At 56.7% G+C, this 22,531-nt stretch carries 29 protein-coding genes and 1 pseudogene; 18 read left to right on the top strand and 12 right to left on the bottom strand.

What is annotated here, in order from left to right; genetic code table 11:
- Positions 1-131 precede the first annotated feature (131 nt).
- The 5 genes and pseudogenes from QRN31_RS16700 to QRN31_RS31590 all read right to left on the bottom strand — a co-directional run.
- Positions 132-377 (bottom strand): hypothetical protein, encoded by a 246-nt coding sequence (locus tag QRN31_RS16700; RefSeq protein ID WP_285433195.1) that lies wholly within the window; start codon positions 375-377, stop codon positions 132-134.
- A gap of 49 nt (positions 378-426) precedes the next feature.
- A complete protein-coding gene (locus tag QRN31_RS16695) occupies positions 427-633 on the bottom strand; it encodes a hypothetical protein (RefSeq protein WP_285433194.1) in 207 nt (68 codons plus the stop codon).
- Positions 634-674: 41 nt separating this feature from the next.
- On the bottom strand, positions 675-1,487 hold the full coding sequence (locus tag QRN31_RS16690) for a S24 family peptidase (RefSeq protein ID WP_285433193.1): 813 nt from the start codon (positions 1,485-1,487) through the stop codon (positions 675-677).
- Positions 1,488-1,638: 151 nt separating this feature from the next.
- Positions 1,639-2,721, bottom strand: coding sequence for a methyl-accepting chemotaxis protein (locus QRN31_RS16685; protein ID WP_502942496.1), 1,083 nt, complete (start codon positions 2,719-2,721; stop codon positions 1,639-1,641).
- 216 nt (positions 2,722-2,937) lie between these two features.
- Positions 2,938-3,204 (bottom strand): annotated as a pseudogene (locus QRN31_RS31590) (PAS domain-containing protein); the annotation flags it as partial.
- A 270-nt stretch (positions 3,205-3,474) separates the two neighbouring features.
- Here QRN31_RS31590 and QRN31_RS16680 point away from each other — a divergent pair.
- Positions 3,475-3,669 (top strand): hypothetical protein, encoded by a 195-nt coding sequence (locus QRN31_RS16680; protein WP_222585574.1) that lies wholly within the window; start codon positions 3,475-3,477, stop codon positions 3,667-3,669.
- A 386-nt stretch (positions 3,670-4,055) separates the two neighbouring features.
- Positions 4,056-4,511, top strand: a complete 456-nt coding sequence (locus QRN31_RS16675) for a DUF2214 family protein (RefSeq protein ID WP_285433189.1) — start codon at positions 4,056-4,058, stop codon at positions 4,509-4,511.
- Between the two features lie 196 nt (positions 4,512-4,707).
- On the opposite strand, the gene csrA is transcribed toward QRN31_RS16675, so the two are convergent.
- Positions 4,708-4,902: a carbon storage regulator CsrA gene (csrA, locus tag QRN31_RS16670; RefSeq protein ID WP_007938114.1), complete on the bottom strand. Its 195-nt coding sequence runs from the start codon at positions 4,900-4,902 to the stop codon at positions 4,708-4,710.
- 250 nt (positions 4,903-5,152) lie between these two features.
- Here csrA and QRN31_RS16665 point away from each other — a divergent pair, with 250 nt between their 5' ends.
- Complete coding sequence (locus QRN31_RS16665) at positions 5,153-5,518, top strand: SPOR domain-containing protein (RefSeq protein WP_285433181.1); 366 nt, start codon at positions 5,153-5,155, stop codon at positions 5,516-5,518.
- Between the two features lie 158 nt (positions 5,519-5,676).
- Here QRN31_RS16665 and QRN31_RS16660 read toward each other — a convergent pair whose 3' ends face one another.
- From QRN31_RS16660 to QRN31_RS16650, 3 genes are all read right to left on the bottom strand, one after another.
- Positions 5,677-6,366, bottom strand: a complete 690-nt coding sequence (locus QRN31_RS16660; RefSeq protein WP_285433180.1) for an endonuclease — start codon at positions 6,364-6,366, stop codon at positions 5,677-5,679.
- A 4-nt stretch (positions 6,367-6,370) separates the two neighbouring features.
- Positions 6,371-6,610 carry a DUF1654 domain-containing protein gene (locus QRN31_RS16655; protein WP_285433179.1) on the bottom strand — a complete coding sequence of 80 codons (240 nt, stop codon included), beginning with the start codon at positions 6,608-6,610 and terminating at the stop codon, positions 6,371-6,373.
- Between the two features lie 220 nt (positions 6,611-6,830).
- The gene (locus QRN31_RS16650; RefSeq protein WP_285433177.1) at positions 6,831-7,919 is read right to left on the bottom strand and encodes an asparaginase; all 1,089 of its coding nucleotides are present in this window, start codon (positions 7,917-7,919) and stop codon (positions 6,831-6,833) included.
- Between the two features lie 347 nt (positions 7,920-8,266).
- Between QRN31_RS16650 and QRN31_RS16645 the strand changes: the two genes are divergently transcribed.
- The 8 genes from QRN31_RS16645 (at position 8,267) to QRN31_RS16610 (ending at position 15,854) form a co-directional block, all read left to right on the top strand.
- Complete coding sequence (locus QRN31_RS16645; protein ID WP_285433175.1) at positions 8,267-8,704, top strand: hypothetical protein; 438 nt, start codon at positions 8,267-8,269, stop codon at positions 8,702-8,704.
- A 173-nt stretch (positions 8,705-8,877) separates the two neighbouring features.
- Positions 8,878-9,834: a sugar ABC transporter substrate-binding protein gene (locus QRN31_RS16640; protein WP_285433173.1), complete on the top strand. Its 957-nt coding sequence runs from the start codon at positions 8,878-8,880 to the stop codon at positions 9,832-9,834.
- Positions 9,835-9,889: 55 nt separating this feature from the next.
- Positions 9,890-11,443, top strand: a complete 1,554-nt coding sequence (locus QRN31_RS16635; protein ID WP_285433171.1) for a sugar ABC transporter ATP-binding protein — start codon at positions 9,890-9,892, stop codon at positions 11,441-11,443.
- On the top strand, positions 11,440-12,417 hold the full coding sequence (locus tag QRN31_RS16630; protein WP_090182352.1) for an ABC transporter permease: 978 nt from the start codon (positions 11,440-11,442) through the stop codon (positions 12,415-12,417). Before QRN31_RS16635 ends, QRN31_RS16630 begins: the two co-directional genes overlap by 4 nt.
- 3 nt (positions 12,418-12,420) lie before the next feature.
- Complete coding sequence (locus QRN31_RS16625) at positions 12,421-13,440, top strand: LacI family DNA-binding transcriptional regulator (RefSeq protein ID WP_285433168.1); 1,020 nt, start codon at positions 12,421-12,423, stop codon at positions 13,438-13,440.
- A 22-nt stretch (positions 13,441-13,462) separates the two neighbouring features.
- Positions 13,463-14,380 carry a ribokinase gene (gene rbsK / locus QRN31_RS16620; protein ID WP_285433167.1) on the top strand — a complete coding sequence of 306 codons (918 nt, stop codon included), beginning with the start codon at positions 13,463-13,465 and terminating at the stop codon, positions 14,378-14,380.
- Positions 14,377-14,781: a D-ribose pyranase gene (gene rbsD, locus QRN31_RS16615; RefSeq protein WP_285433165.1), complete on the top strand. Its 405-nt coding sequence runs from the start codon at positions 14,377-14,379 to the stop codon at positions 14,779-14,781. The genes rbsK and rbsD overlap by 4 nt, the downstream gene beginning before the upstream one ends.
- 44 nt (positions 14,782-14,825) lie before the next feature.
- Complete coding sequence (locus QRN31_RS16610; protein ID WP_285433164.1) at positions 14,826-15,854, top strand: nucleoside hydrolase; 1,029 nt, start codon at positions 14,826-14,828, stop codon at positions 15,852-15,854.
- A 32-nt stretch (positions 15,855-15,886) separates the two neighbouring features.
- On the opposite strand, the gene QRN31_RS16605 is transcribed toward QRN31_RS16610, so the two are convergent.
- Positions 15,887-16,099, bottom strand: a complete 213-nt coding sequence (locus QRN31_RS16605) for a hypothetical protein (RefSeq protein WP_285433162.1) — start codon at positions 16,097-16,099, stop codon at positions 15,887-15,889.
- A 132-nt stretch (positions 16,100-16,231) separates the two neighbouring features.
- Here QRN31_RS16605 and QRN31_RS16600 point away from each other — a divergent pair, with 132 nt between their 5' ends.
- A complete protein-coding gene (locus QRN31_RS16600) occupies positions 16,232-16,537 on the top strand; it encodes a hypothetical protein (protein WP_285433160.1) in 306 nt (101 codons plus the stop codon).
- Between the two features lie 167 nt (positions 16,538-16,704).
- Positions 16,705-17,025, top strand: coding sequence for an I78 family peptidase inhibitor (locus tag QRN31_RS16595; protein WP_285433158.1), 321 nt, complete (start codon positions 16,705-16,707; stop codon positions 17,023-17,025).
- Between the two features lie 72 nt (positions 17,026-17,097).
- Here QRN31_RS16595 and QRN31_RS16590 read toward each other — a convergent pair whose 3' ends face one another.
- Positions 17,098-17,310 carry a cold-shock protein gene (locus QRN31_RS16590; RefSeq protein ID WP_003179963.1) on the bottom strand — a complete coding sequence of 71 codons (213 nt, stop codon included), beginning with the start codon at positions 17,308-17,310 and terminating at the stop codon, positions 17,098-17,100.
- 292 nt (positions 17,311-17,602) lie between these two features.
- Positions 17,603-17,905 carry a hypothetical protein gene (locus tag QRN31_RS16585; RefSeq protein ID WP_285433157.1) on the bottom strand — a complete coding sequence of 101 codons (303 nt, stop codon included), beginning with the start codon at positions 17,903-17,905 and terminating at the stop codon, positions 17,603-17,605.
- A 375-nt stretch (positions 17,906-18,280) separates the two neighbouring features.
- Between QRN31_RS16585 and thrS the strand changes: the two genes are divergently transcribed.
- From thrS to pheS, 5 genes are all read left to right on the top strand, one after another.
- Positions 18,281-20,203 carry a threonine--tRNA ligase gene (gene thrS / locus QRN31_RS16580; protein ID WP_123403703.1) on the top strand — a complete coding sequence of 641 codons (1,923 nt, stop codon included), beginning with the start codon at positions 18,281-18,283 and terminating at the stop codon, positions 20,201-20,203.
- A complete protein-coding gene (gene infC / locus QRN31_RS16575) occupies positions 20,203-20,754 on the top strand; it encodes a translation initiation factor IF-3 (protein WP_169857083.1) in 552 nt (183 codons plus the stop codon). The genes thrS and infC overlap by 1 nt, the downstream gene beginning before the upstream one ends.
- A gap of 60 nt (positions 20,755-20,814) precedes the next feature.
- Positions 20,815-21,009, top strand: a complete 195-nt coding sequence (rpmI, locus tag QRN31_RS16570; protein ID WP_008145659.1) for a 50S ribosomal protein L35 — start codon at positions 20,815-20,817, stop codon at positions 21,007-21,009.
- Between the two features lie 27 nt (positions 21,010-21,036).
- Positions 21,037-21,393 carry a 50S ribosomal protein L20 gene (gene rplT, locus QRN31_RS16565; RefSeq protein ID WP_007905879.1) on the top strand — a complete coding sequence of 119 codons (357 nt, stop codon included), beginning with the start codon at positions 21,037-21,039 and terminating at the stop codon, positions 21,391-21,393.
- A gap of 109 nt (positions 21,394-21,502) precedes the next feature.
- Positions 21,503-22,519 (top strand): phenylalanine--tRNA ligase subunit alpha, encoded by a 1,017-nt coding sequence (gene pheS, locus QRN31_RS16560; protein WP_007905876.1) that lies wholly within the window; start codon positions 21,503-21,505, stop codon positions 22,517-22,519.
- Positions 22,520-22,531: the final 12 nt, after the last annotated feature.

Raw genomic sequence — 22,531 nt, 5'->3', positions numbered from 1 at the left:
GCAGTGCATCGGGCGTTGGGGTGAAACAGGTGTAAACCTATTTCAGGACTAGACAGGTATTAATGGCTACGGGGTCGGCGGGGTGAGCAGGTTTTTCATCTGTAAGCGCGGCAGGGCAATTCACTTGCGCATCATACCCGCACAGTCCTTCCCGCCTTGACTTCATCCGCATGCAGGCGAATTTTTTCTTTCTGAGCCTCCAATAGCGCGCAGATCCTCATAAGCGCCATGGACTCATCGCGCGATTTGTTGCCGCTGGCCATGTTGGTCAGCTCAACCACTGCCCAGCCGATGACGGCGGTAGCGTCTTCAAGATCGTAAAACAACTCTTGCTGAGCTGTTCTGGGGCCGTCGAGCCCTTGCATCAGATCTGCCATTTAATGTCCCTCCGCGAGCATTAGGTCTTCACTGAGTCTGTGGCAGTCTTCAATGAAGAGTCACAATCCTGCGACTCTCCCCGATCCTGATTCGATCCAGAGCCCGGTTAAGCGCGTCCAGGGCGTCGAGAAGGGCTTTCGCCTCAGCTTCCCGGCCATCTCCCCAAAGGCGTTCTGCCATTTTGTTCAGGGCCTGAATGGAGCGCTCAATTTCAGCAGCAGTCACCGCTTTGCTTTCATGCTTTATCTTCGGCATTTAGTAACCCTTCTGCAGGGCATTATTCTGTCTTATGTTGGTTAGCGCGAGTACATCGCCCACCAGAATACGTGCCCAAGAATCGCAATGTGCTGCTCCTGGATCTGGGCAAAGGAATAATCCTCGTCCGGGTGTTCATCACGGTTGAAGCTGCGCAGGCGGATGCCAATGGGCAGGCGGTAAACCTGCTTGACGCGAAGCTGGCCGTTATGGCTGATCGCATACATGTCGCCGTCAATGATGGCGCCGAGTGAGTTTTTACCGACGTCGATACCCACGGTCGCACCTTCACGCAACACGGGGAGCATGCTGTTTCCCCTGACCACCACGCATTTCGCATTGCTGAACTGCACGTTGTTGTGGCGAAGGTCTTTCTTGAAGAAGCGAAGGCGAGAGCTGTTGCTTTCTTCGATCGCGAATCGACCGGAGCCCGCTGCCAATTCAACTTCCTGAAGGAAGGGTACGTAAACTTCGTCGTTATCGAGCGGGGTTTCGTCGTCCCATACCTCGATGTCTGACATGACGACTCCGGGCGGAATGCGCGGCGTCGCTGCATCTGAGATTGCGGCCGACTTGAGGTCGCCCTCACTTAATGGCCGATCCAGCGATCCAGGCTCAAGCCCGCACTTCATTTCGAAGTCGCGCGCCATTTTCTCCCCGATGTTTCTGAGGTGCTCTGCCTTATCAGTGAATAGCCTTGAGATGTAGGACGGCTGCTTGTCCACCTTGGCGGCAAAATCAACATCTTTCCCACCGAAGTCGCGTTCGATGATTTGGCGGACCCGGGCTCTGCGTATGTCTTTGATTTCCATCTTCCAATTAAAGCCTTTATTTCCCTTCAGGGAAATTGCCATTACTTGGTAAACATTCGAAATTCAATGATTCTTGCCGAAATAGCGTGCAAAGCCGTGGCTGGCCCGAAGAATCGAGCAGACTACTGGTTTGAAAAAGCAGGATTGATCATCCAGTAATCTGCATGGGTACGGACCAGTCGCGGCTGATGGGTTATCGATTAAAACGTTCGACCAACGAGTACTGGGTTGTCGCTGTCAGCGTTAACTCCTTACTGAGTTCGGCAGAATGCCTGGCTTGCTCGGATGTCTGATCTGCAAGGCTGGCGATGGTGGTGATGTTGCGGCTGATTTCCTCTGCGACGGCGGTTTGCTCTTCGGTTGCCGCGGCTATCTGGGTTGTCATGTCAGTGATGTTGGCAACGGCTTCACTGATGCCAATCAGCGCTTTGTCTGCTTCCAGCACCCAGGTTACCCCCTCTTCAGCCTGGCGATGGCCGCTTTCCATCGTCTTCACGGCATTGTTGGAAGAGGTTTGTAGCTTGGAGATCAGGCTGTGGATCTGAGCCGTAGATTCAGTTGTGCGTTGTGCCAGTTGGCGCACTTCGTCTGCGACCACCGCGAAGCCCCGGCCCATATCTCCAGCACGTGCCGCTTCGATTGCGGCATTGAGGGCTAACAAGTTGGTTTGATCGGCAATGCCTTTGATGACATCGACAACCGTCCCGATTTCGTTGCTGTCTTTGGCTAGCTGGGCAACGGTTTGTCCTGTCTCGCCGACCACGGCGGAGAGACGCTGGATGGCTTCGCGGGTGTCCCGGGCAACGTCGCGACCACGGCTGGTCAGCACATTGGCCTCTTGAGTCGCATCGGCCGTGCGCTGGACGTGGCTTGCAACCTCTTGAGTGGTCGCCGCCATCTGATTGACGGCGGCCGATACCTGCTCGGTTTCGATTCGCTGGCGATCAAGTCCGCGGGAACTGTCGCTGGCGAGAGCGTCGGATCTCCCGGCCAGCCCGGTCAGTTGCTCTGCGGTGTCTTGCAGGCGCGTCAGGCAAGTCTTGAGGCGTGATGCCTGACTGACGAAAGCCGTTTCAAGTCGCCCGTGGTGACCTCGCTTGTCGCTATACATTTGTGCAATCAGTTGGTCGGAAGTGGAGGCCTCTGCCATGTCCAGCAAGTCTTGGGCGCCACGCTTTTGCCGGTGCGAAACCATCAGTCCTAGCGGCACCGATACGCCTACGGCAACTATTGTCGCCACGGGAGTGCTGAGGAATACACCTCCCAACGTACCCACTAAGCCCATCGTCAAAAACGGCAGCCAGTCCATGAGGGCGGGTTGCCAGTTATCACTGCCGGGGACGGCAGACTTGCCCAGGCTTATTCTTTTGTAGAGGGCTTCGGCGCGGCGGATCTGCTCGATGCCTGGTTTTACTCTGACCGATTCATAACCAACAATCTGGCTGCCTTCAAAAATAGGCGTGACGTAGGCGTTGACCCAGTAGTGATCACCATTCCTGGAGCGATTCTTGACGATGCCCATCCAGGGTTTGCCCTGCTTGAGGGCGGCCCACATATGCGCAAATATTGCCGAGGGCACGTCCGGGTGGCGAACGATGTTCTGAGGGGCGCCTATCAGATCAGCTTTGTTGAAGCCGCTGATTTCCACGAAGGCATCATTGCAATATGTAATGACCCCTCGCGAATCCGTGGTCGAGATGAGTTTCTGTTGAGGTCCAAGGCTGACCTCGCGCTGTGTAACGGGTTGATTGTTTCTCATCTGTATTGCTCCAATGCCCTAAGTTAGAGGCATCGGCACGAACCTGCAAAAGGTTAGCGAGTCCTTCTAAATGAACCTGTCTCGCGTCGGAAAGTGTAGGAATGGCCGTGCTGCTATCAACTCGTTCTTCCCTGAATCATTTCGCTGATGACCGATCAGGCGATCCCGCTCGTGGGTGCCTGTCCTGTGCGTGCTGATTGTCTGCGGCGCTCAGCTTGATCGCAATTGGGGCGTAAGATAGCGGTGCTACCTCACCAAAAGGAGCCGCATATGATCGCCAATCAGATGAACAAACAGGCCTCTGAAAACCGGATGGTTTGGGATCAATACTTCTGCGCTGCGTTGATCGCGGAAAGCAATCTGACGGCACCGGTCGTCGGGGCGGTCACTCATGACGACAGGCAAAACCTGTTGATTGAAAGAGCAAAAGCGCTCGCCGACAAGATGATGGAACACCGAAGATGATCAGAGCCCAGCCAATGCGCTGGGCTCTGCGCATAGGGCGATTCGAATGAAAGGCTCGGGGCTGTCGCCGATAGGGGTTGCCCCAAGATCCATAAAAATTGTGTGGATATTTAATAGGTTACGAGTATTTTTAACTGAATAGTGATCAAAATATATTGTTACAACTGAAATGCTCGGGTATTATCGCCCCGCGTTCACCACCACGGTTTATGCATTTTTGAGTCCCAAGCGTCCATCAGCTGCTTGGGCTTTTTTTTGCCTGAAATTTGGCAAGCGCTGTCATCGACTCACTCCTTCGAATCATCGTTCATGAGAATCAGGCGAGCTGCAGTTTTCTAGGCTACTACTGACTGGCCAAACTCAAACGCTGTCTGATGGAGGTCTCGATGCTGGTTCATTGGTCGCTTGCGGCAATTCACTTGCTGGCGTTTGCCATCGGGTTCTGGGCGGTGCTCACTCGAGGGACTGCATTCAGCCGCCTCGCGGCTGGGGCGGGGGAGGCGCGCAGTGTTTTGATGGCCGACAACCTGTGGGGCATCTCTGCCGTCGTTCTACTGATTAGCGGTGGGATGCGAGCCTTCGGCGGGTACGAAAAAGGCACTGATTACTATCTCCATCAGCCCCTTTTCCATCTCAAGATGACATTCTTTGTGCTCATCCTGCTTCTCGAAGTTGCACCGATGATTACGCTGATCAAATGGCGAGTTGCCTTGAGTCGTGGCGCGGCGATCGATAGCGGGCGCGCGAAGCTGTTCGCCCGTGTCAGCCATATGGAGGCGCTGCTGGTGTTGCTGATGGTGGTGGCTGCTACAGGCATGGCGCGCGGCGTTACGTTTGGTTAACCGAGTCCGATCACGATCTTCCTCGAGGTTAATCAGAAACGTCTGACAGTCACGGCTGTGGGCGTGCCGGTAATATCGGCTGCAGATTTGACACAGAAAGAGGGCGCGGGCGAATAACGAGTGACGAGGCGACGCTTGAATCTTTAGCCAGCCGTGGTTCAGGGATGAACAGGCTGGCTACTGACTGCAACAGAATTCAGGGAGTTTGTGGCTTGTCTGGAGCGGTCAGGCCAGCCTGAATGCGTTGGTAGATTTCTTCGCGATGCACTGCGACGTCTTTCGGCGCGTTGATGCCGATGCGAACTTGTTGGCCGCTTACGCCCAGAATGGTGATCGTAATGTCGTCACCGATGTTTATGCTTTCACCGACTTTGCGGGTGAGTATCAGCATGGTCTTCTCCTTGATTGCTTTGTAGGGCACCTGATTCGAACAGTGCAGAGGTCGGTGTTATGTATAGATTAGTGCGAAGTCTCACGGTTTGGGTGCCTCTTTCTGACGCGCAGATGCTGCATTAATTCCCAAGGCGTAACTATACAGAGGCCGTCTCCATCATTCTCGTTGTTTTGAGCCCATTTTGCGGCACTCGGGAAGTATTCATGAATGTTAAAATCGCCGCTTTCGGCATTCAGAGGGAACCGTTGTGCGCAAAATGGTCTTGGTAATCGCAGTATTGGCGTTGGCTGGATGCGGCGAGGGTAAGGGTGTTGACGCTCAAAAGCCGAAACCGGCACTCGTTTCCGCACCCGCAGCGGCAGTCGGGCCGCAATGGGATCTCGAAGTGCGAGGCGAAACGACTCAGGCTGTCAGCGACCTGAGCGGCTGGTTGATCGAGCACAGTTTTGTTTCCAATGTCGTCGTGGAAAACGGCAAGGCGCGCATCCTGGTCGGGCCATTCAGTTCCAAAGCCGAGGCCGAGGCCAAGCAGGCGGAAGTGGCAGCAGCGCTTACCCGGGCAAAGAAACAGAACGTTGAACTGTTGGTCCTTGAACACCCCGCAGCCCAATAATAGTGTTTCTCGCGGAGCATTTCATCGGGACACCTTAAACGGGGGCGCAAGAAAATCTCAGTCCTCATTTGATGCGCATGACATCGCCAGTCCAATGAGGGGGCAGAAACGAAAAGGCCTCGGGTGAATACCCGAGGCCTTTTCGTTTCTGCGATTGATCAGCCGCAGGCTTTCAGGTTCACGGGCCCGACAAACTCGTTGCCCCGGCCCATCACGCACGCCACGCTCTGGTTACGCTGGCGTTCCCAGGCTTCGACCGGGTAGGACTTGTTCCAGGCGTCGTACAGTTGGCGATCCTGTTTCGACAGGCGCAAACCGTACTGTTTGCTCATGTAGAAATAGGTCCGGGCGATCATGCCGCGAATGGAAGGGCGGGGCATGACCTTCTTTGCCTTGAAGTCGACCTGGGTCAGGCAAGAACCGTATTGACCCGATTGCACAGGCAGCCAGCCGAAACTGAAATTGCTGCGGTCGCCGTTTACCTCGCCGATGCTTGGCACCAGGTTGTGCAGGTCGGCCTCGGCCTTTTGATAGGTCGGATCGTAGCGTGTGCAGTTCTTGCGCCCGCCTTCTTGCCAGCACTGACGCTGATGGCCGATCTGCCAGGCAGGAACAATGTGTTCCCACTCAATGCGCGCCGCGCGCTTGGCGTTCTTGCGCGGCACATACCCACAGGCCGCCAGGTTGACTTTGTTGCCGGTGTATTTGCAGCCGCAATAAAATTCGGTGGATTGCGGCGCGTACAGCTTCCAGGCGACTTTCTTGGCTTCGCTGAAAGTGCGTGGCGCGCCAGCCTGGGCGCTGAGGGTGATAAACAGAAACAGCAAAGCAAAACAGCGGACACTCATTGACTCAATCTTCCTTCGGCACAACCCAGAAAATCTGCACACCACCGTCGTCGCGATAGGCGAGGGTGACGTTGTCGTTCTCGTCGATTTCCTCGAGCAATTGTTCCCACTCATCCACAGGTTCGTCCGGCAACCGGAAGATCAGCGCGGCTTTGGCTTTCTGAGCAGTAGGGGAATTGATGATTTTCTGAACGCGCAGGCCCATGCGTGCGTAGGCGTCAGGAGAGGCAGAGGAAGTGGCCATGGAATTATCCTTATTAAGCTGTACGTGCATACAGTATTTAACTGTAGGCATTTTCGCAACTGCTTAAAATTCAAGAAATTCCTCTGACAGCAGTTTTTACCGTTTGGTGTAGGACAAAGGGGAGTTTTTCAGGAAGAGGGAAGGTGCGGTATGAACCCCTTGCCAATGCTGGCAAGGGGTGAGGAAAGTGCCCGACCGGAACCGGTCGGGCGAGGGCGAATCAGTATTCCCAGAACATCCGTTGCAGCTCTTTGCTGTCGTTGGTCTTGGTCAGTGCGACCATCGCCAGGATGCGGGCTTTTTGCGGGTTCAGGTCATGCGCCACGACCCAGTCGTATTTGTCGTCAGGCTGTTCGGCGTTGCGCAGTACGAACCCGCCGGCGTTGACGTGGGACGAGCGAATGATTTGAACGCCGTCCTTGCGCAGGGCTTGCAGGGCTGGAACCACGCGCGAGGACACCGAGCCATTGCCCGTGCCAGCGTGGATGATCGCTTTGGCGCCTGACTTCGCGAGCGCTTTGTAGGCTGTATCGCTGACGTTGCCATAGGAATAGGCGATTTCTACGTCAGGCAGGCTCTTGATGGTTTTGATGTCGAATTCTGAATCCATGGTGTGACGCTTGGCCGGCAGGCGGAACCAGTAGGATTTACCTTCAACCACCATGCCGAGTGGACCCCAGGCACTTTTGAACGCCTCGGTCTTGATGTTGATCATTTTGCTGACATCGCGACCCGACTGGATCTCATCATTCATGGTCACCAGGACGCCTTTGCCGCGCGCTTCTTTGCTGCTGGCGACGGCGACGGCGTTGTACAGGTTCAGCATCCCGTCCGCCGACATCGCGGTGCCAGGACGCATCGAGCCAACCACGATGATCGGCTTGTCGGTTTTTTCCACCAGGTTCAGGAAGTAGGCGGTTTCTTCCAGCGTGTCGGTGCCGTGGGTGATCACGATGCCATCGACGTCTTTGCTGTCAGCCAGTTCAGCCACGCGACGACCCAGTTGCAGCAGGTTGTCGTTGGTGATGCTTTCAGAGGCGATCTGCATGACCTGTTCGCCACGGACATTGGCCAGTTGGCTGAGCTCGGGAACCCCGGCGATCAACTGATCGATACCGACTTTCGCCGCCTGGTAGGTCGCGCTGTTGGCGGCGCTCGCGCCGGCTCCGGCGATGGTGCCGCCAGTGGCTAGGATCACCACGTTGGCCAGTTTCTGTTGAGTTTCGACTTCTTTTGCCTGAAGCGCGGTAGGCAGCAGTAGCAAGAGGGCCAAGGCGCCCGGAATAAAAGTGTTGAAGGCAGATTTCATTATTTTCTCTCTAGTAGTGACGGTGCTGATGCAGGTTCATCTAGATGCGCCCCAGGCAGATCTGAACGCCGGGGGTGCAGGAGAAGAGCAGGATCTGTACCAGCCCTGCGTTGAATGAGAAAAACTTTTAACCTGATGATTTATATGAACATTAACTCTATGGAGCACAGGCGTTAAACGTTGTGTTGTCCGGGATTCCGAATAAGTTGAGGATTCTCGTTCGGCTCTCCGAAAAGGCCTACGACCTCTGGTGAGCAAGTCGCCTTGCCAGATGAAAAATCCGTGCTAAAGAAACCGGCGCACAGGTCGATGTCCCTTCAAGGGATTTTTTCTTTTCGGGAGTTCACATGTCTTTATCTGTCGGTTTTCCAAATCCAAGCGCAGTCACCATCGGTGGCAAGACCACGGCGACGATCAATGCCTTGAACGACACAGCAGCCGACGCCACGACTCCGCTGGCCGATAAGGATAAGAACCAGGTGAGAACCGGTGGTGCCGCACCGGAGAAGAGCCCATCAGAAAGCAAAAGCACCCAGAGTATTGCCGTCCAGGTACTGCTCAAGCGCATGCAAGAACTGCAGAAGCAGTTACGTGAAGAGCAACAACAACTGGCGGCAGCTCAGGCAGCGTCTTACCCGACCCCGGAAGCCAAGGCCACGGCGGTCATGGCGATCCAGGGGCAGATAGCCGATACGAACGGTGCCCTGGCACAAGTGGCGGGCAGCCTGGTGAAAGAGTTGGCCAAAGGTTCCAGCGCCGGTGCTCTGGTCAGCACGACGGCGTAACGTGGAGCGGTAAGACCCATACAGGTCGTTGACAAATCAAAGCAGGGTTCGCATAGTTCGGTCTACGCAAACGTTTGCGCGACGTTCTCGATGGATTGATCCATCGCAGGGCGCACGGCAATCTTCGCCAGCGCAAGCGTTGCTCACAATAATCATAAGATCGGAGTGAACCCATGAAGCTGCCATTCGCTGGACGTCTTCTTGCTGTCGCTATGCTGGCTGCCGCATCCGCCGCGCTGCCTGTCTCATCGGCCTTCGCCGAGACGCCTGAAAAACCCAAAGTCGCCCTGGTCATGAAATCTCTGGCCAACGAATTCTTCCTGACCATGGAAGACGGCGCGAAGGCTTATCAGAAAGACCACTCCGGCGATTTCGAGCTGATCTCCAACGGCATCAAAGACGAAACCGACACCGCCGGCCAGACGCGCATCGTCGAGCAAATGATCCTTGCCAAGGTTAATGCGCTGGTCATCGCGCCAGCCGATTCCAAGGCCATGGTGCCGGTGATCAAGAAAGCCATCGATGCCGGTATCACCGTGATCAACATCGATAACCAGCTGGACCCGGCCGTGGTCAAAAGCAAAAACATCAATGTACCGTTCGTAGGGCCGGATAACCGCAAAGGTGCGCGTCTGGTCGGCGAATACCTGGCCAAGCAGCTGAAGGCAGGGGATGAAGTCGGCATCATCGAGGGTGTGTCCACGACCACCAATGCCCAGGCCCGTACGGCGGGCTTCAAGGATGCGATGGAAGCGGCAAAGATCAAGATCGTCTCCGTGCAATCCGGCGACTGGGAAATCGACAAGGGCAATAAGGTTGCCGCCTCGATCCTCAGTGAATACCCCGAAGTCAAAGCGTTGCTGGCCGGCAACGACAGCATGGCCGTCGGCGCCGTTTCCGCGGTGCGTGCAGCAGGCAAGGCCGGCAAGGTGCAAGTGGTCGGTTACGACAACATCAACGCCATCAAGCCGATGCTCAAGGATGGTCGCGTCCTGGCCACCGCTGACCAGTTTGCCGCCAAGCAAGCCGTGTTCGGTATCGAGACTGCGCTGAAAATCATCAAGGGCGAGAAGGTCGACAGCGGCACCAATGGCGTGATCGAAACGCCGGTGGAACTGGTCACCAAGTAATCCTTCCGGCCACACGAGGGTGCTCGCCCGTCGGGGCGAGCACATGGAGATTTTTATGTCAGTTTGCGCCCCGAACGCTGTCCTCTCGGTGAGCGGTATCGGCAAGACCTACGCCCAACCCGTGCTGACCGGCATCGACCTGACGCTGATGCGCGGTGAAGTGTTGGCGTTGACCGGTGAGAACGGTGCCGGTAAAAGCACGCTGTCGAAAATCATTGGCGGACTGGTTACGCCGACCACCGGCCACATGCAATTCCAGGGGCAGGATTACCGCCCCGGCAGCCGCGCCCAGGCCGAAGACCTGGGCATCCGCATGGTCATGCAAGAACTCAATCTGTTGCCGACCCTGTCGGTGGCGGAAAACCTGTTTCTCGATAACTTGCCCAGCAGCGGCGGCTGGATCAGTCGCAAACAACTGCGCAAGGCGGCGATCGAGGCCATGGCTCAGGTCGGGCTCGACGCGATCGACCCGGACACACTGGTCGGCGAACTCGGCATCGGTCACCAGCAAATGGTTGAGATCGCCCGCAACCTGATCGGCGATTGCCATGTATTGATCCTCGACGAACCGACCGCGATGCTCACCGCCCGCGAAGTCGAAATGCTGTTCGAGCAAATCACGCGTCTGCAGGCCCGGGGCGTCTCGATCATCTATATCTCCCACCGCCTCGAAGAACTGGCACGGGTCGCCCAGCGCATTGCGGTTTTGCGCGATGGCAACCTGGTGTGCGTCGAGCCGATGGCCAATTACAACAGCGAGCAACTGGTTACATTGATGGTGGGCCGTGAACTCGGCGAACACATTGACCTGGGGCCGCGCAAGATTGGCGCTCCAGCCTTGACGGTCAAAGGCCTGACCCGCTCCGACAAGGTTCGTGATGTGTCCTTTGAAGTGCGTGCTGGCGAGATCTACGGGATTTCCGGATTGATCGGGGCAGGGCGCACCGAGCTGCTGCGTCTGATCTTCGGTGCGGACACTGCGGACAGTGGCACCGTCGCCCTGGGGTCGCCGCCTCAAGTGGTGAGCATCCGTTCGCCGGCCGATGCGGTCGGTCATGGCATCGCCTTGATCACCGAGGACCGTAAAGGCGAAGGTCTGCTGCTGACCCAATCGATCAGCGCCAACATTGCGCTGGGTAATATGCCGGAGATTTCCAGCGGCGGTTTCGTCAACAACGCTGCCGAGATGTCCCTGGCCCAGCGTCAGATCGACGCCATGCGCATCCGCAGTTCGAGCCCTACGCAGCTGGTGTCCGAGTTGTCGGGCGGCAACCAGCAGAAGGTCGTGATCGGCCGCTGGCTGGAGCGCGACTGTGCGGTGATGTTGTTCGATGAGCCGACCCGTGGCATCGATGTCGGCGCCAAGTTCGACATCTATGCACTGCTCGGTGAGCTGACGCGGCAGGGCAAAGCGCTGGTGGTGGTGTCCAGCGACCTGCGCGAACTGATGTTGATTTGCGACCGGATTGGCGTGTTGTCGGCGGGGCGCCTGATCGACACCTTCGAGCGCGACAGCTGGACCCAGGATGATTTGCTTGCCGCTGCGTTCGCCGGCTACCAAAAACGTGATGCGTTGCTCAATGAAGCAGCGCCTAGGGATCTTCCATGAAAACTGCATCTTCTGCCGGCAAACGTAGTGGCAATTTCTACGGCCTGGGCACCTATCTGGGCCTGGCCGGTGCCTTGCTGGCGATGGTTGCGCTGTTCTCGGTATTGAGCAGCCATTTCCTGTCTTACGACACCTTCAGCACCCTGGCCAATCAGATTCCCGATTTGATGGTGCTGGCGGTGGGCATGACTTTCGTGCTGATCATCGGCGGAATCGACCTGTCGGTCGGCTCGGTCCTGGCGCTCGCGGCGTCCACGGTCAGCGTGGCGATTCTCGGCTGGGGCTGGAGCGTTCTACCCGCGGCGATACTCGGGATGGCGGTTGCGGCCCTGGCCGGGACCATCACCGGTTCGATCACCGTGGCATGGCGGATTCCGTCGTTCATCGTGTCCCTCGGCGTGCTGGAAATGGCCCGAGGCGTGGCGTACCAGATGACCGGTTCGCGCACCGCTTATATCGGTGATGCCTTCGCGTGGTTGTCCAACCCCATTGCATTCGGCATCTCGCCGTCGTTCATCATTGCGTTGCTGATTATCATCATTGCCCAGGCCGTGTTGACCCGTACGGTGTTCGGTCGCTACCTGATCGGCATCGGCACCAACGAAGAAGCCGTGCGTCTGGCCGGGATCAACCCAAAGCCCTACAAGATCCTGGTGTTCAGTCTGATGGGGTTGTTGGCCGGGATTGCTGCACTGTTCCAGATTTCCCGACTGGAAGCGGCGGATCCGAATGCCGGCTCCGGGCTTGAGCTCCAGGTGATTGCCGCCGTGGTGATCGGTGGCACCAGTTTGATGGGCGGCCGAGGTTCGGTCATCAGCACATTCTTTGGGGTCCTGATTATTTCCGTGTTGGCGGCAGGGCTGGCGCAGATCGGCGCAACCGAGCCCACCAAACGCATTATCACTGGCGCGGTGATCGTGGTGGCGGTGGTGCTGGATACGTATCGCAGTCAGCGCGCAAGCCGGCGGACCTGAGTCATGGCAACGATAAAAGATGTGGCGGCACTCGCGGGAATTTCCTACACGACAGTTTCCCATGTGGTGAACAAGACCCGGCCGGTCAGCGAAGAAGTGCGTGTCAAAGTCGAGGCGGCGATCAAGACCCTGGACTACGTGCCAAGCGCCGTGGCCCGTTCGTTAAAAGCCAAGACCACCGCGACCATCGGGTTGCTGGTGCCCAATAGCCTCAACCCTTACTTTGCCGAGCTGGCGCGCGGCATAGAGGATTACTGTGAGCGAAATGGCTACTGCGTGATCCTCTGCAACTCCGACGACAACCCGGACAAACAACGCAGCTACTTGCGCGTGTTGCTGGAGAAGCGCATCGACGGTTTGATCGTGGCATCCGCCGGCGGCGATGCTGGACTGGCTGAAGGCCTCGCCGGTGTGCGCACCCCGATGGTAATCGTCGACCGTGGGCTGGAAGGCGTGAATGCCGATCTGGTGCGCATCGACCACGAATACGGCGCCTATCTGGCCACCCGTCATCTACTGGAACTGGGCCATCGGGATATCGCCACTATCGGCGGCCCGGCGGGGACCAGCGTGGCACAGATGCGTCTGGCCGGTTATCGCCGAGCCTTGCAAGAAGCAGGCGTCGAAGTGCATCGCGAGCGCATGCTGGAAAGTGACTTCACCAGCACAGGCGGTTACAACGCCGCTGCGATTCTGCTGGAAAAGAACCCGCCCAGCGCGATCTTTGCCGGTAACGACATGATCGGCATCGGTGTGCTTCGAGCGGCTGCCGAGCGCAATGTGCGTGTGCCGACCGAACTGTCGGTCATCGGCTTCGACGATATCCAGATGAGTCGTTATGTCTACCCGGCGCTGACTACCGTGGGGCAGTCGATCCTGCAGCTCGGTGAGATGGCGGCCGAAGTGTTGTTAAGACGGATCGCATCACCCGATATGGCTACCGATCAACGGATCGTGACGCCCAGTATTGTCCTGCGAGAGTCGACTGCACCGCTCGCCGGTGTGTTCGACGAATACCGCTGAAACCGAATTTGACGAGTGATGTATGCCAGCAAAAGTAGTGGTAATAGGCAGCCTGAACATGGACTTGGTGACCCGGGCTCCACGGTTGCCCCGTGGCGGTGAGACGCTGATCGGCGAGTCATTTGCCACGGTGTCCGGCGGTAAGGGCGCAAACCAGGCCGTCGCCGCGGCGCGGCTTGGAGCGCAGGTCTCGATGGTCGGTTGTGTCGGCAGCGATGCCTATGGCGAAGAGCTGCGCGGCGCGTTGTTGGCCGAGCAGATCGATTGCCAGGCGGTCAGTACTGTCGAAGGCGCCAGCGGCGTGGCCTTGATCGTGGTCGATGACAACAGTCAGAACGCGATCGTGATTGTTGCCGGTGCGAACGGGGCGCTGACGCCTCAGGTCATCGATCGGTTCGATGCGGTGTTGCAGGCGGCGGATGTGATCATTTGTCAGCTGGAAGTGCCGGATGCCACGGTGGGCTACGCCCTCAAGCGCGGCCGTGAGCTCGGCAAAACCGTAATTCTCAACCCGGCGCCGGCCAGTCGACCACTGCCGACGGATTGGTATGCGTCCATTGATTACCTGATTCCCAACGAAAGCGAAGCCTCAGCCCTGAGCGGTGTGGCGGTGGACTCTCTGCAGTCCGCCGAAACGGCCGCCAGCGCTCTAATCGCCTTGGGTGCCAGCAAAGTCATCATCACCCTTGGCGCTCAAGGGTCGCTGTTCGCCAACGGCACAGGCTTTGAACATTTTCCGGCGTCGCAGGTGAAGGCGGTCGATACCACCGCTGCCGGTGACACGTTCGTGGGGGGCTTCGCCGCTGCTTTGGCGTCCGGCAAAAGCGAAGCCGAGGCAATCCGTTTTGGCCAGGTAGCTGCTGCGCTGTCCGTCACCCGCGCCGGTGCACAACCCTCGATTCCCTCCTTGTCCGAAGTGCAGGCGTTCAAAGCACCATGAAAAAAACACCATTACTCAATATCGCACTGTCCCGGTTGATCGCCTCCCTTGGCCACGGTGACATGGTCGTGATCGGCGACGCCGGCCTGCCTGTACCGCCAGGCGTTGAGCTGATCGATCTGGCCCTGACGCAGGGGATTCCCGATTTCGTCAGCACCTTGAAGGTGGTGCTCAGTGAAATGCAGGTTGAGCGGCATGTGTTGGCCCAGGAAATCCTCGACAAGCAACCGCCCGCCTTGAACTCGCTTGATGAACTGAACACCGAAGGCGCGCTGGGCCAGCGGGAACTGCTCAGCCATGAGCAATTCAAAGTCCTCAGCCGCCAAGCGCGGGCGATTGTCCGGACCGGCGAATGTGCGCCGTACTGCAATATCGTGCTGGTCTCGGGAGTGACCTTCTAACGCGGCTTGCCTACATTCGTTTCCCCACGCACAAGGAGTGCGATATGCACCGCTATGCTCAGAAACTGCACCACTTGCTCCGGAGTCTGCTGCTTTTGTCCCTGATTACTGCAACGAGCGCCCAGGCGGCGGAAAAAATCGACTTGATCATCGACACCGATCCCGGCGCGGACGACGTAGTCGCGTTGCTGTTTGCGCTGGCATCGCCGCAAGAGTTGAATATTCTTGCGTTGACCACCGTCGCCGGCAACGTGCGTCTGGACAAGACTTCACGAAATGCCCGACTGGCTCGCGAGTGGGCGGGGCGCGAAGAGGTGCCGGTCTATGCGGGTGCGCCGAAGCCGTTGATGCGTACACCGATTTACGCCGAGAACATTCACGGCAAGGAAGGCTTGTCGGGCGTCACCGTGCACGAGCCTAAGAAAGGCCTGACCGAAGGCAATGCGGTCAATTACCTGATCAATACCTTGAAAGCCGCCAAGCCCCACAGCATCACCATCGCCATGCTGGGGCCGCAGACCAACCTGGCCCTGGCGCTGATCCAGGAACCTGAAATCGTCCAGGGCATCAAGGAAGTGGTGGTCATGGGTGGCGCGCACTTCAATGGGGGCAACATCACGCCAGTGGCCGAGTTCAACCTGTTCGCCGACCCGCAGGCGGCAGAGGTGGTGCTCAAAAGTGGCGTGAAGCTGACGTATCTGCCACTGGACGTGACTCACAAGATCCTCACCAGTGAGGCGCGTTTGAAGCAAATCGCAGCGCTCAATAACAACGCCAGCAAGCTGGTCGGCGATATTCTCAACGAATATGTCAAAGGCGATATGGAGCACTACGGTATTCCGGGTGGCCCGGTGCATGACGCTACGGTCATCGCCTACTTGCTCAAGCCTGAGTTGTTCACCGGTCGCTCGGTCAATGTGGTCGTTGATAGCCGCGAAGGACCGACCTTTGGTCAAACCATCGTTGACTGGTATGACGGCCTGAAAGCGCCGAAGAATGCTTTTTGGGTTGAAAGTGGCGATGCCCAAGGCTTCTTCGATCTGCTGACCCAGCGTCTGGCTCGTCTGAAGTAAGCGTTGACCCGCAGGTGCCAGCCTGCGGGGTTTTATTTTCTCTCGGTTTCCAAGGCGCCATTCACGTCAGCAGGGTATTTCTCGAAAACTTGCTTGATGAATGATTGGGCTGATTCGGCTCCCAGTGCTTTGACCAGTAGATCGATGCCAATGATTGCCAACTCTTCCGGGCTGCCCGGACTGTAAGAGCTATGGCCCTGTGGCCACTTGACGGTGATGGTGGCGTCGATGCTTACGGTGGTCATGATTGCGCTCGAAAAGTCGGGAAAGTCTGAGTGTCGAGTTAACCATTTTGCACGAGATTTGGCACTCCGACTTAGGCATGAGGGGAGGGCTATGCGACACTTGGTCTTTGACCGATTTTTAAGGACCGCGCTGTGCAGATCGATTTGAACACCCCTGACGGCTTGACCCTTGAGGCGGTGCGCCAGCTGCTGGCCGCTGCCAGTGATGACGAACATACGCAATTGCGTGTGACCAAGGACGGGATTGCCTACATGTCATCCGGTGTTGTGGGTGGCACCGATATCAACGGGCTGCTGTTTCGCCTCGAAACGTGGGCCAAGGGTTCTGGGAATGTGGGATTGGTCGCGGCCAGCGACGAGGTCTGGGTCATGCAGATCTTCAACGCACTGAAGGAAAACTGGCCGAACCCGCCCTTCGATTACATTGATGTCTATTGAGCGGCGTTCATATTCAGTCACGATTGAGTGATGAACGACAGAGCGCTGCTCAGGCAAACTCAACGCTTGTGCGGGTCAAGGGCAGGGCGAGGACGCTCACCTTGAAACCAAACGCCGGATTGGCGGTCGCAAGATCTCAGCTTAACTATTGGAAAAAAGGAGGCTTCATGCCTTGGAAGCTCGCGTCATTGGGTACTTTGTTCGCTGTCACGCTGCTGGCGGGTTGCAGCAGTTCGACTTCGCAGCCTGCGACAGACCCCGTTACGACGACTGACACTGGCCACAGCCGTTGTGAGGCCAAGGCGGCAGAATTCGCCATCGGCAAAGCGGCTTCGGCCGCGCTGCTGGAACAGGCGCGTACCCGCGCTGGTGCACAGAATGCACGGTTCCTGGGGCCGAACGATATGGTGACTCTGGAATACCGCTCTGATCGCCTGAATCTCAATACCGATGCCAATCGGGTGGTGACACGCATCAACTGCGGCTGATCTGCCCAGGCTTTTGTATCGCCCATAAAAAACCCCGTCACATGGACGGGGTTTTTTTAGTGCGCCAGAAACTTACTCTGGGCGAACTTGTGCAGCTTGCATACCCTTTTGGCCTTTCTCAGCCACGAAGGAAACGGTTTGGCCTTCTTTCAGGCTTTTGAAACCGTCGCTTTCGATAGCTTTGAAGTGTACGAACAGGTCGTCACCGCCACCTTGAGGAGTGATGAAGCCGAAGCCTTTTTCATCGTTGAACCATTTAACGGTGCCGGTTTGGCGATTAGACATGGTGTATCTCCAAGAAACTTATATTTTCAGTAGTGCTGTGCTGCTCAGGCCAACTGGGCACACCGGACTATCATAGTCGAAATGTTCGCTTTGGGAGCCCCCCGGACGTGCTGTTTGCCCTGCAGTCGCATTCTGTTTGCTGCTTTGTTTCGCTGCAAGCCCCGTTTTAGAAGGCTTTCAGCCAAAAGTAAAGACAGTAAAAAAACCTGTAAAACCTGCATAAATTGTAAAAAAAAGCGGTTTTCAGAAGCTTTTTACTGTCGTGGGCGGGGTGAAAATCCCGACATCAGGCTTATTTTTTTTCTTTGGAATCGGCTTTGCACGCGGAAATTTGCGTCAGTGCCTTTTGCTTCAGTGCGTCGTTGGCCGTATTGTCCATCAGGGCCTGGAGGTCCTTGGCTGGATACGATTTGATGGCGTCGGCACCACACGCGCAGTGGGCCTTGGCGGCTGCATCACCGATCTGCGTCGCCGCTGCCGGTGTACATTGCTGCATGTACTTTGCGCGCAGGTCTTTAGGCCATTCGGCGTGGGCAGTCAGTGGTAGCAGCAGAACGATGGGGGCGACTACTGCGAACAAACGATTCAGACGCATGCTGGGATGCTCCTTGTGGGTCAATGTCGTGTTTATCTGAGGGGTAAAGCAGGATTCAAGTTCAGCACTCTGGCATAAAAAGAGCGGATTGACCTCGGTCGCGAGCCTCGTTGCATCGACGACCGTTCATCTGTGCTAGCATGCCTCGCTCGGGCGTTTGCAGGCTCCGGATGACTTTCAGTCCCGGTGGCGGCAATTGCGCGAATAACCCTGATTTGAATCCCAGTCACTCTGGTTCGGTTTTCCGGTTGGCCGCAAGGCTCCTGCCGCTGTAAGGCAGGCGTTCGTCATTGAATGGCCTGGATCGGATCTTGTACTGGCTCATCCCAACCCACGTGACCTTTGGTAGGGGTCACCACTAGGAGAGGAGGCGCCATGCCAACTATTACTCTTCCCGACGGCAGTCAACGTTCATTCGATCACCCGGTTTCCGTAGCCGAGGTCGCCGCATCCATTGGTGCAGGTCTGGCCAAGGCCACCGTGGCCGGCAAGGTCAATGGCAAGCTGGTTGACGCCAGCGACATCATCGACAGCGATTCCACGCTGCAAATCATTACGCCAAAGGATGAAGAGGGGCTGGAGATCATTCGCCACTCTTGCGCTCACCTGGTCGGCCATGCGGTCAAGCAGCTGTACCCGACCGCTAAAATGGTCATCGGGCCGGTCATCGACGAAGGCTTCTATTACGACATCGCCTTCGAGCGTCCCTTCACTCCGGACGACCTGGCTGCCATCGAACAGCGCATGCAGCAGCTGATCGAGAAAGATTACGACGTGATCAAGAAAGTCACTCCGCGCGCCGAAGTGATCGAAGTGTTCAAGGCCCGTGGCGAAGACTACAAGTTGCGCCTGGTCGAGGACATGCCGAACGAGCAGGCGATGGGCCTGTACTATCACGAAGAATACGTCGACATGTGCCGTGGTCCGCACGTGCCGAATACGCGTTTCCTGAAATCCTTCAAACTGACCAAGTTGTCCGGCGCCTACTGGCGCGGCGATGCCAAGAACGAGCAATTGCAGCGCGTTTACGGCACCGCTTGGGCTGACAAGAAGCAGTTGGCGGCTTACATCCAGCGCATTGAAGAAGCCGAGAAGCGCGATCACCGCAAAATCGGCAAGCGCCTGGGCCTGTTCCACACCCAGGAAGAGTCGCCGGGCATGGTCTTCTGGCACCCGAACGGCTGGACCCTGTACCAGGTGCTCGAGCAGTACATGCGCAAGGTTCAGCGCGATAACGGCTACCTGGAGATCAAGACTCCGCAGGTCGTTGACCGCAGCCTGTGGGAGAAATCCGGGCACTGGGCCAACTATGCCGACAACATGTTTACCACTCAGTCGGAAAACCGCGACTACGCCATCAAGCCGATGAACTGCCCGTGTCACGTGCAAGTGTTCAATCAGGGCCTGAAAAGCTACCGCGAGTTGCCGATGCGTCTGGCCGAGTTCGGTGCTTGCCACCGTAACGAGCCATCGGGTGCGTTGCACGGCATCATGCGCGTGCGTGCATTCACTCAGGATGACGCCCACATCTTCTGCACCGAAGAGCAGATGCAGGCCGAGTCCGCTGCGTTCATCAAGCTGACCATGGACGTTTATGCCGACTTCGGCTTTAAAGAAGTCGAAATGAAGTTGTCCACTCGTCCGGAAAAACGCGTCGGTTCCGACGAACTGTGGGATCGCGCCGAAGCTGCATTGGCTGCAGCACTCGACAGCGCGGGCCTGCCGTACGATTTGCAGCCGGGCGAGGGTGCATTCTATGGTCCGAAGATCGAGTTCTCGCTGAAAGATTGCCTGGGTCGTGTCTGGCAGTGTGGTACCCTTCAGCTCGATTTTAACCTGCCTGTCCGTCTGGGAGCCGAATACGTCTCCGAAGACAACAGTCGCAAGCACCCGGTTATGTTGCACCGGGCGATCCTCGGATCCTTCGAACGTTTCGTCGGAATCCTGATCGAGCACTACGAGGGTGCATTCCCTGCGTGGCTGGCTCCGACCCAGGCAGTGATCATGAATATCACTGATAAACAGGCCGATTTTGCCGCCGAGGTTGAAAAAACTCTCAACGAAAGCGGATTTCGTGCCAAGTCTGACTTGAGAAATGAAAAGATCGGCTTTAAAATCCGCGAGCATACTTTGCTCAAGGTTCCTTATCTCTTGGTTATCGGAGATCGGGAAGTCGAGATGCAGACTGTCGCTGTGCGTACTCGTGAAGGTGCTGACCTGGGCTCGATGCCCGTCGCCCAGTTCGCTGAGTTTCTCGCGCAAGCGGTTTCCCGGCGTGGTCGCCCAGATTCGGAGTAATTACTATTAAGCGTGAAATGAGACAAGATAAACGAGCTGCACCGAAAGCCCCGATCAACGAGAATATCTCGGCACGCGAGGTTCGGTTAATTGGGGCTGAAGGTGAACAGCTTGGGATTGTGTCAATTGAAGACGCGCTTCTTAAGGCTGAAGAGGCCAAACTGGATTTGGTGGAAATTTCCGCCGATGCAGTACCCCCTGTTTGCAAACTGATGGACTACGGCAAATCGATCTTCGAGAAGAAGAAGCAGATTGCCGCGGCCAAGAAAAACCAGAAGCAGATTCAGGTTAAAGAAATCAAGTTTCGTCCAGGGACGGAGGAAGGGGATTACCAGGTAAAACTGCGCAACCTGGTACGTTTCCTGAGTGATGGGGACAGGGCCAAGGTATCCTTGCGATTCCGCGGCCGTGAGATGGCCCACCAGGAGCTGGGGATGGAACTCCTCAAGCGAGTTGAAGGTGACTTGCTCGAGTACGGTTCGGTCGAACAGCATCCTAAGATGGAAGGACGCCAGCTGATCATGGTCATCGCCCCGAAAAAGAAGAAGTAATCAATAGGGCACGGCAGGCCTTCTGATTATGTTTATCAACTGAATGCGGAGTATCCGAACATGCCAAAAATGAAAACTAAAAGTGGTGCTGCTAAGCGGTTTCTGAAAACTGCTAACGGTATCAAGCACAAGCACGCTTTCAAGAGCCACATCCTGACTAAAATGTCGACCAAGCGTAAGCGTCAACTGCGCGGTAGCAGCTTGCTGGCACCGTGTGACGTGGCAAAAGTCGAGCGCATGCTGCGCCTTCGTTAATTTAGTCAAGAATAGAGGAAGTAACTCATGGCTCGTGTAAAGCGTGGCGTCATTGCCCGTAAACGTCACAAAAAAATTCTGAAACTTGCTAAAGGCTACTACGGCGCTCGCTCGCGCGTATTCCGTGTTGCCAAGCAAGCGGTAATCAAGGCAGGCCAATACGCCTACCGTGACCGTCGTCAGAAAAAACGTCAGTTCCGCGCTCTGTGGATCGCTCGTATCAACGCTGGTGCACGTATCAACGGTCTGTCCTACAGCCGTTTCATCGCCGGCCTGAAAAAAGCGTCCATCGAGATCGACCGTAAGGTTCTGGCTGATCTGGCAGTGAACGAAAAAGCGGCGTTTGCTGCGATTGTCGAGAAAGCTAAAGCCACCTTGGCTTAAGTACCCCCGACAGTCACCCGGCCTCACCTCTGTGGGGCCAGGTGTTAAACGTCATAAATAGGGGAAGAGCCTTCAAGCTCTTCCCCTATTTTGTATCTGGAGTCTGTACATGGAAAACCTGGATGCGCTCGTCTCTCAAGCACTAGAGGCTGTGCAAAGCGCTGAAGATATCAATGCCCTGGAGCAAATCCGGGTTCACTACCTTGGCAAAAAGGGTGAATTGACTCAGGTGATGAAGACCCTGGGGAATTTGCCGGCAGAAGAGCGCCCACAAGTCGGTGCGCTGATCAACGTTGCCAAGGAGCGTGTCACAGAGGTTCTCAATGCCCGCAAGGCACTGTTTGAAGAGGCTGATCTGGCCGCCAAACTGTCTGCCGAGTCCATTGACGTAACCCTGCCTGGCCGCGGTCAGACCTCCGGTGGTCTGCACCCGGTTACTCGCACTCTGGAACGAATCGAGCAATTCTTCACCCACATCGGCTACGGCATCGCCGAAGGCCCAGAGGTCGAAGACGATTACCACAACTTTGAAGCGCTCAACATCCCAGGCCATCACCCGGCCCGGTCGATGCATGACACCTTCTATTTCAATGCCAACATGTTGCTGCGCACCCATACCTCGCCGGTACAGGTCCGCACCATGGAATCGAAACAACCGCCGATCCGCATCGTCTGCCCAGGCCGTGTGTACCGTAGCGACTCCGATATCACCCATTCCCCGATGTTCCACCAGGTCGAAGGCCTGCTGGTCGACCGCGATATCAACTTCGCCGACCTGAAAGGGACCATCGAAGAATTCCTGCGCGTGTTCTTCGAAAAAGAACTGGCCGTACGTTTCCGTCCATCGTACTTCCCGTTCACCGAGCCATCCGCTGAAGTCGACATGGAATGCGTGATGTGCAGCGGCAAAGGCTGCCGTGTCTGCAAACAGACTGGCTGGCTGGAAGTCATGGGTTGCGGCATGGTTCACCCGAACGTGTTGCGCATGTCCGGGATCGACCCGGAAGAGTTTTCGGGCTTTGCCTTCGGCATGGGCGTTGAGCGTCTGGCCATGCTGCGTTACGGCGTGAACGACTTGCGTCTGTTCTTCGACAACGACTTGCGGTTCCTCGCGCAATTTCGCTAGTCGTAACGAATT

The sequence above is a fragment of the Pseudomonas sp. fls2-241-R2A-110 genome (genome assembly GCF_030209165.1).
Taxonomy (GTDB): domain Bacteria; phylum Pseudomonadota; class Gammaproteobacteria; order Pseudomonadales; family Pseudomonadaceae; genus Aquipseudomonas.
This window is presented reverse-complemented; position numbering and strand designations above follow the sequence as displayed.

Excerpts from the sequence above, each read along its gene's own strand:
- QRN31_RS16700 (WP_285433195.1), bottom strand. The coding sequence starts at position 377 with ATGGCAGATCTGATGCAAGGGCTCGACGGCCCCAGAACAGCTCAGCAA.
- QRN31_RS16695 (WP_285433194.1), bottom strand. The coding sequence starts at position 633 with ATGCCGAAGATAAAGCATGAAAGCAAAGCGGTGACTGCTGCTGAAATT.
- QRN31_RS16690 (WP_285433193.1), bottom strand. The coding sequence starts at position 1,487 with ATGGCAATTTCCCTGAAGGGAAATAAAGGCTTTAATTGGAAGATGGAA.
- QRN31_RS16680 (WP_222585574.1), top strand. The coding sequence starts at position 3,475 with ATGATCGCCAATCAGATGAACAAACAGGCCTCTGAAAACCGGATGGTT.
- QRN31_RS16675 (WP_285433189.1), top strand. The coding sequence starts at position 4,056 with ATGCTGGTTCATTGGTCGCTTGCGGCAATTCACTTGCTGGCGTTTGCC.
- csrA (WP_007938114.1), bottom strand. The coding sequence starts at position 4,902 with ATGCTGATACTCACCCGCAAAGTCGGTGAAAGCATAAACATCGGTGAC.
- QRN31_RS16660 (WP_285433180.1), bottom strand. The coding sequence starts at position 6,366 with ATGAGTGTCCGCTGTTTTGCTTTGCTGTTTCTGTTTATCACCCTCAGC.
- QRN31_RS16655 (WP_285433179.1), bottom strand. The coding sequence starts at position 6,610 with ATGGCCACTTCCTCTGCCTCTCCTGACGCCTACGCACGCATGGGCCTG.
- QRN31_RS16650 (WP_285433177.1), bottom strand. The coding sequence starts at position 7,919 with ATGAAATCTGCCTTCAACACTTTTATTCCGGGCGCCTTGGCCCTCTTG.
- QRN31_RS16645 (WP_285433175.1), top strand. The coding sequence starts at position 8,267 with ATGTCTTTATCTGTCGGTTTTCCAAATCCAAGCGCAGTCACCATCGGT.
- QRN31_RS16640 (WP_285433173.1), top strand. The coding sequence starts at position 8,878 with ATGAAGCTGCCATTCGCTGGACGTCTTCTTGCTGTCGCTATGCTGGCT.
- QRN31_RS16635 (WP_285433171.1), top strand. The coding sequence starts at position 9,890 with ATGTCAGTTTGCGCCCCGAACGCTGTCCTCTCGGTGAGCGGTATCGGC.
- QRN31_RS16630 (WP_090182352.1), top strand. The coding sequence starts at position 11,440 with ATGAAAACTGCATCTTCTGCCGGCAAACGTAGTGGCAATTTCTACGGC.
- QRN31_RS16625 (WP_285433168.1), top strand. The coding sequence starts at position 12,421 with ATGGCAACGATAAAAGATGTGGCGGCACTCGCGGGAATTTCCTACACG.
- rbsK (WP_285433167.1), top strand. The coding sequence starts at position 13,463 with ATGCCAGCAAAAGTAGTGGTAATAGGCAGCCTGAACATGGACTTGGTG.
- rbsD (WP_285433165.1), top strand. The coding sequence starts at position 14,377 with ATGAAAAAAACACCATTACTCAATATCGCACTGTCCCGGTTGATCGCC.
- QRN31_RS16610 (WP_285433164.1), top strand. The coding sequence starts at position 14,826 with ATGCACCGCTATGCTCAGAAACTGCACCACTTGCTCCGGAGTCTGCTG.
- QRN31_RS16605 (WP_285433162.1), bottom strand. The coding sequence starts at position 16,099 with ATGACCACCGTAAGCATCGACGCCACCATCACCGTCAAGTGGCCACAG.
- QRN31_RS16595 (WP_285433158.1), top strand. The coding sequence starts at position 16,705 with ATGCCTTGGAAGCTCGCGTCATTGGGTACTTTGTTCGCTGTCACGCTG.
- QRN31_RS16590 (WP_003179963.1), bottom strand. The coding sequence starts at position 17,310 with ATGTCTAATCGCCAAACCGGCACCGTTAAATGGTTCAACGATGAAAAA.
- QRN31_RS16585 (WP_285433157.1), bottom strand. The coding sequence starts at position 17,905 with ATGCGTCTGAATCGTTTGTTCGCAGTAGTCGCCCCCATCGTTCTGCTG.
- thrS (WP_123403703.1), top strand. The coding sequence starts at position 18,281 with ATGCCAACTATTACTCTTCCCGACGGCAGTCAACGTTCATTCGATCAC.
- rpmI (WP_008145659.1), top strand. The coding sequence starts at position 20,815 with ATGCCAAAAATGAAAACTAAAAGTGGTGCTGCTAAGCGGTTTCTGAAA.
- rplT (WP_007905879.1), top strand. The coding sequence starts at position 21,037 with ATGGCTCGTGTAAAGCGTGGCGTCATTGCCCGTAAACGTCACAAAAAA.
- pheS (WP_007905876.1), top strand. The coding sequence starts at position 21,503 with ATGGAAAACCTGGATGCGCTCGTCTCTCAAGCACTAGAGGCTGTGCAA.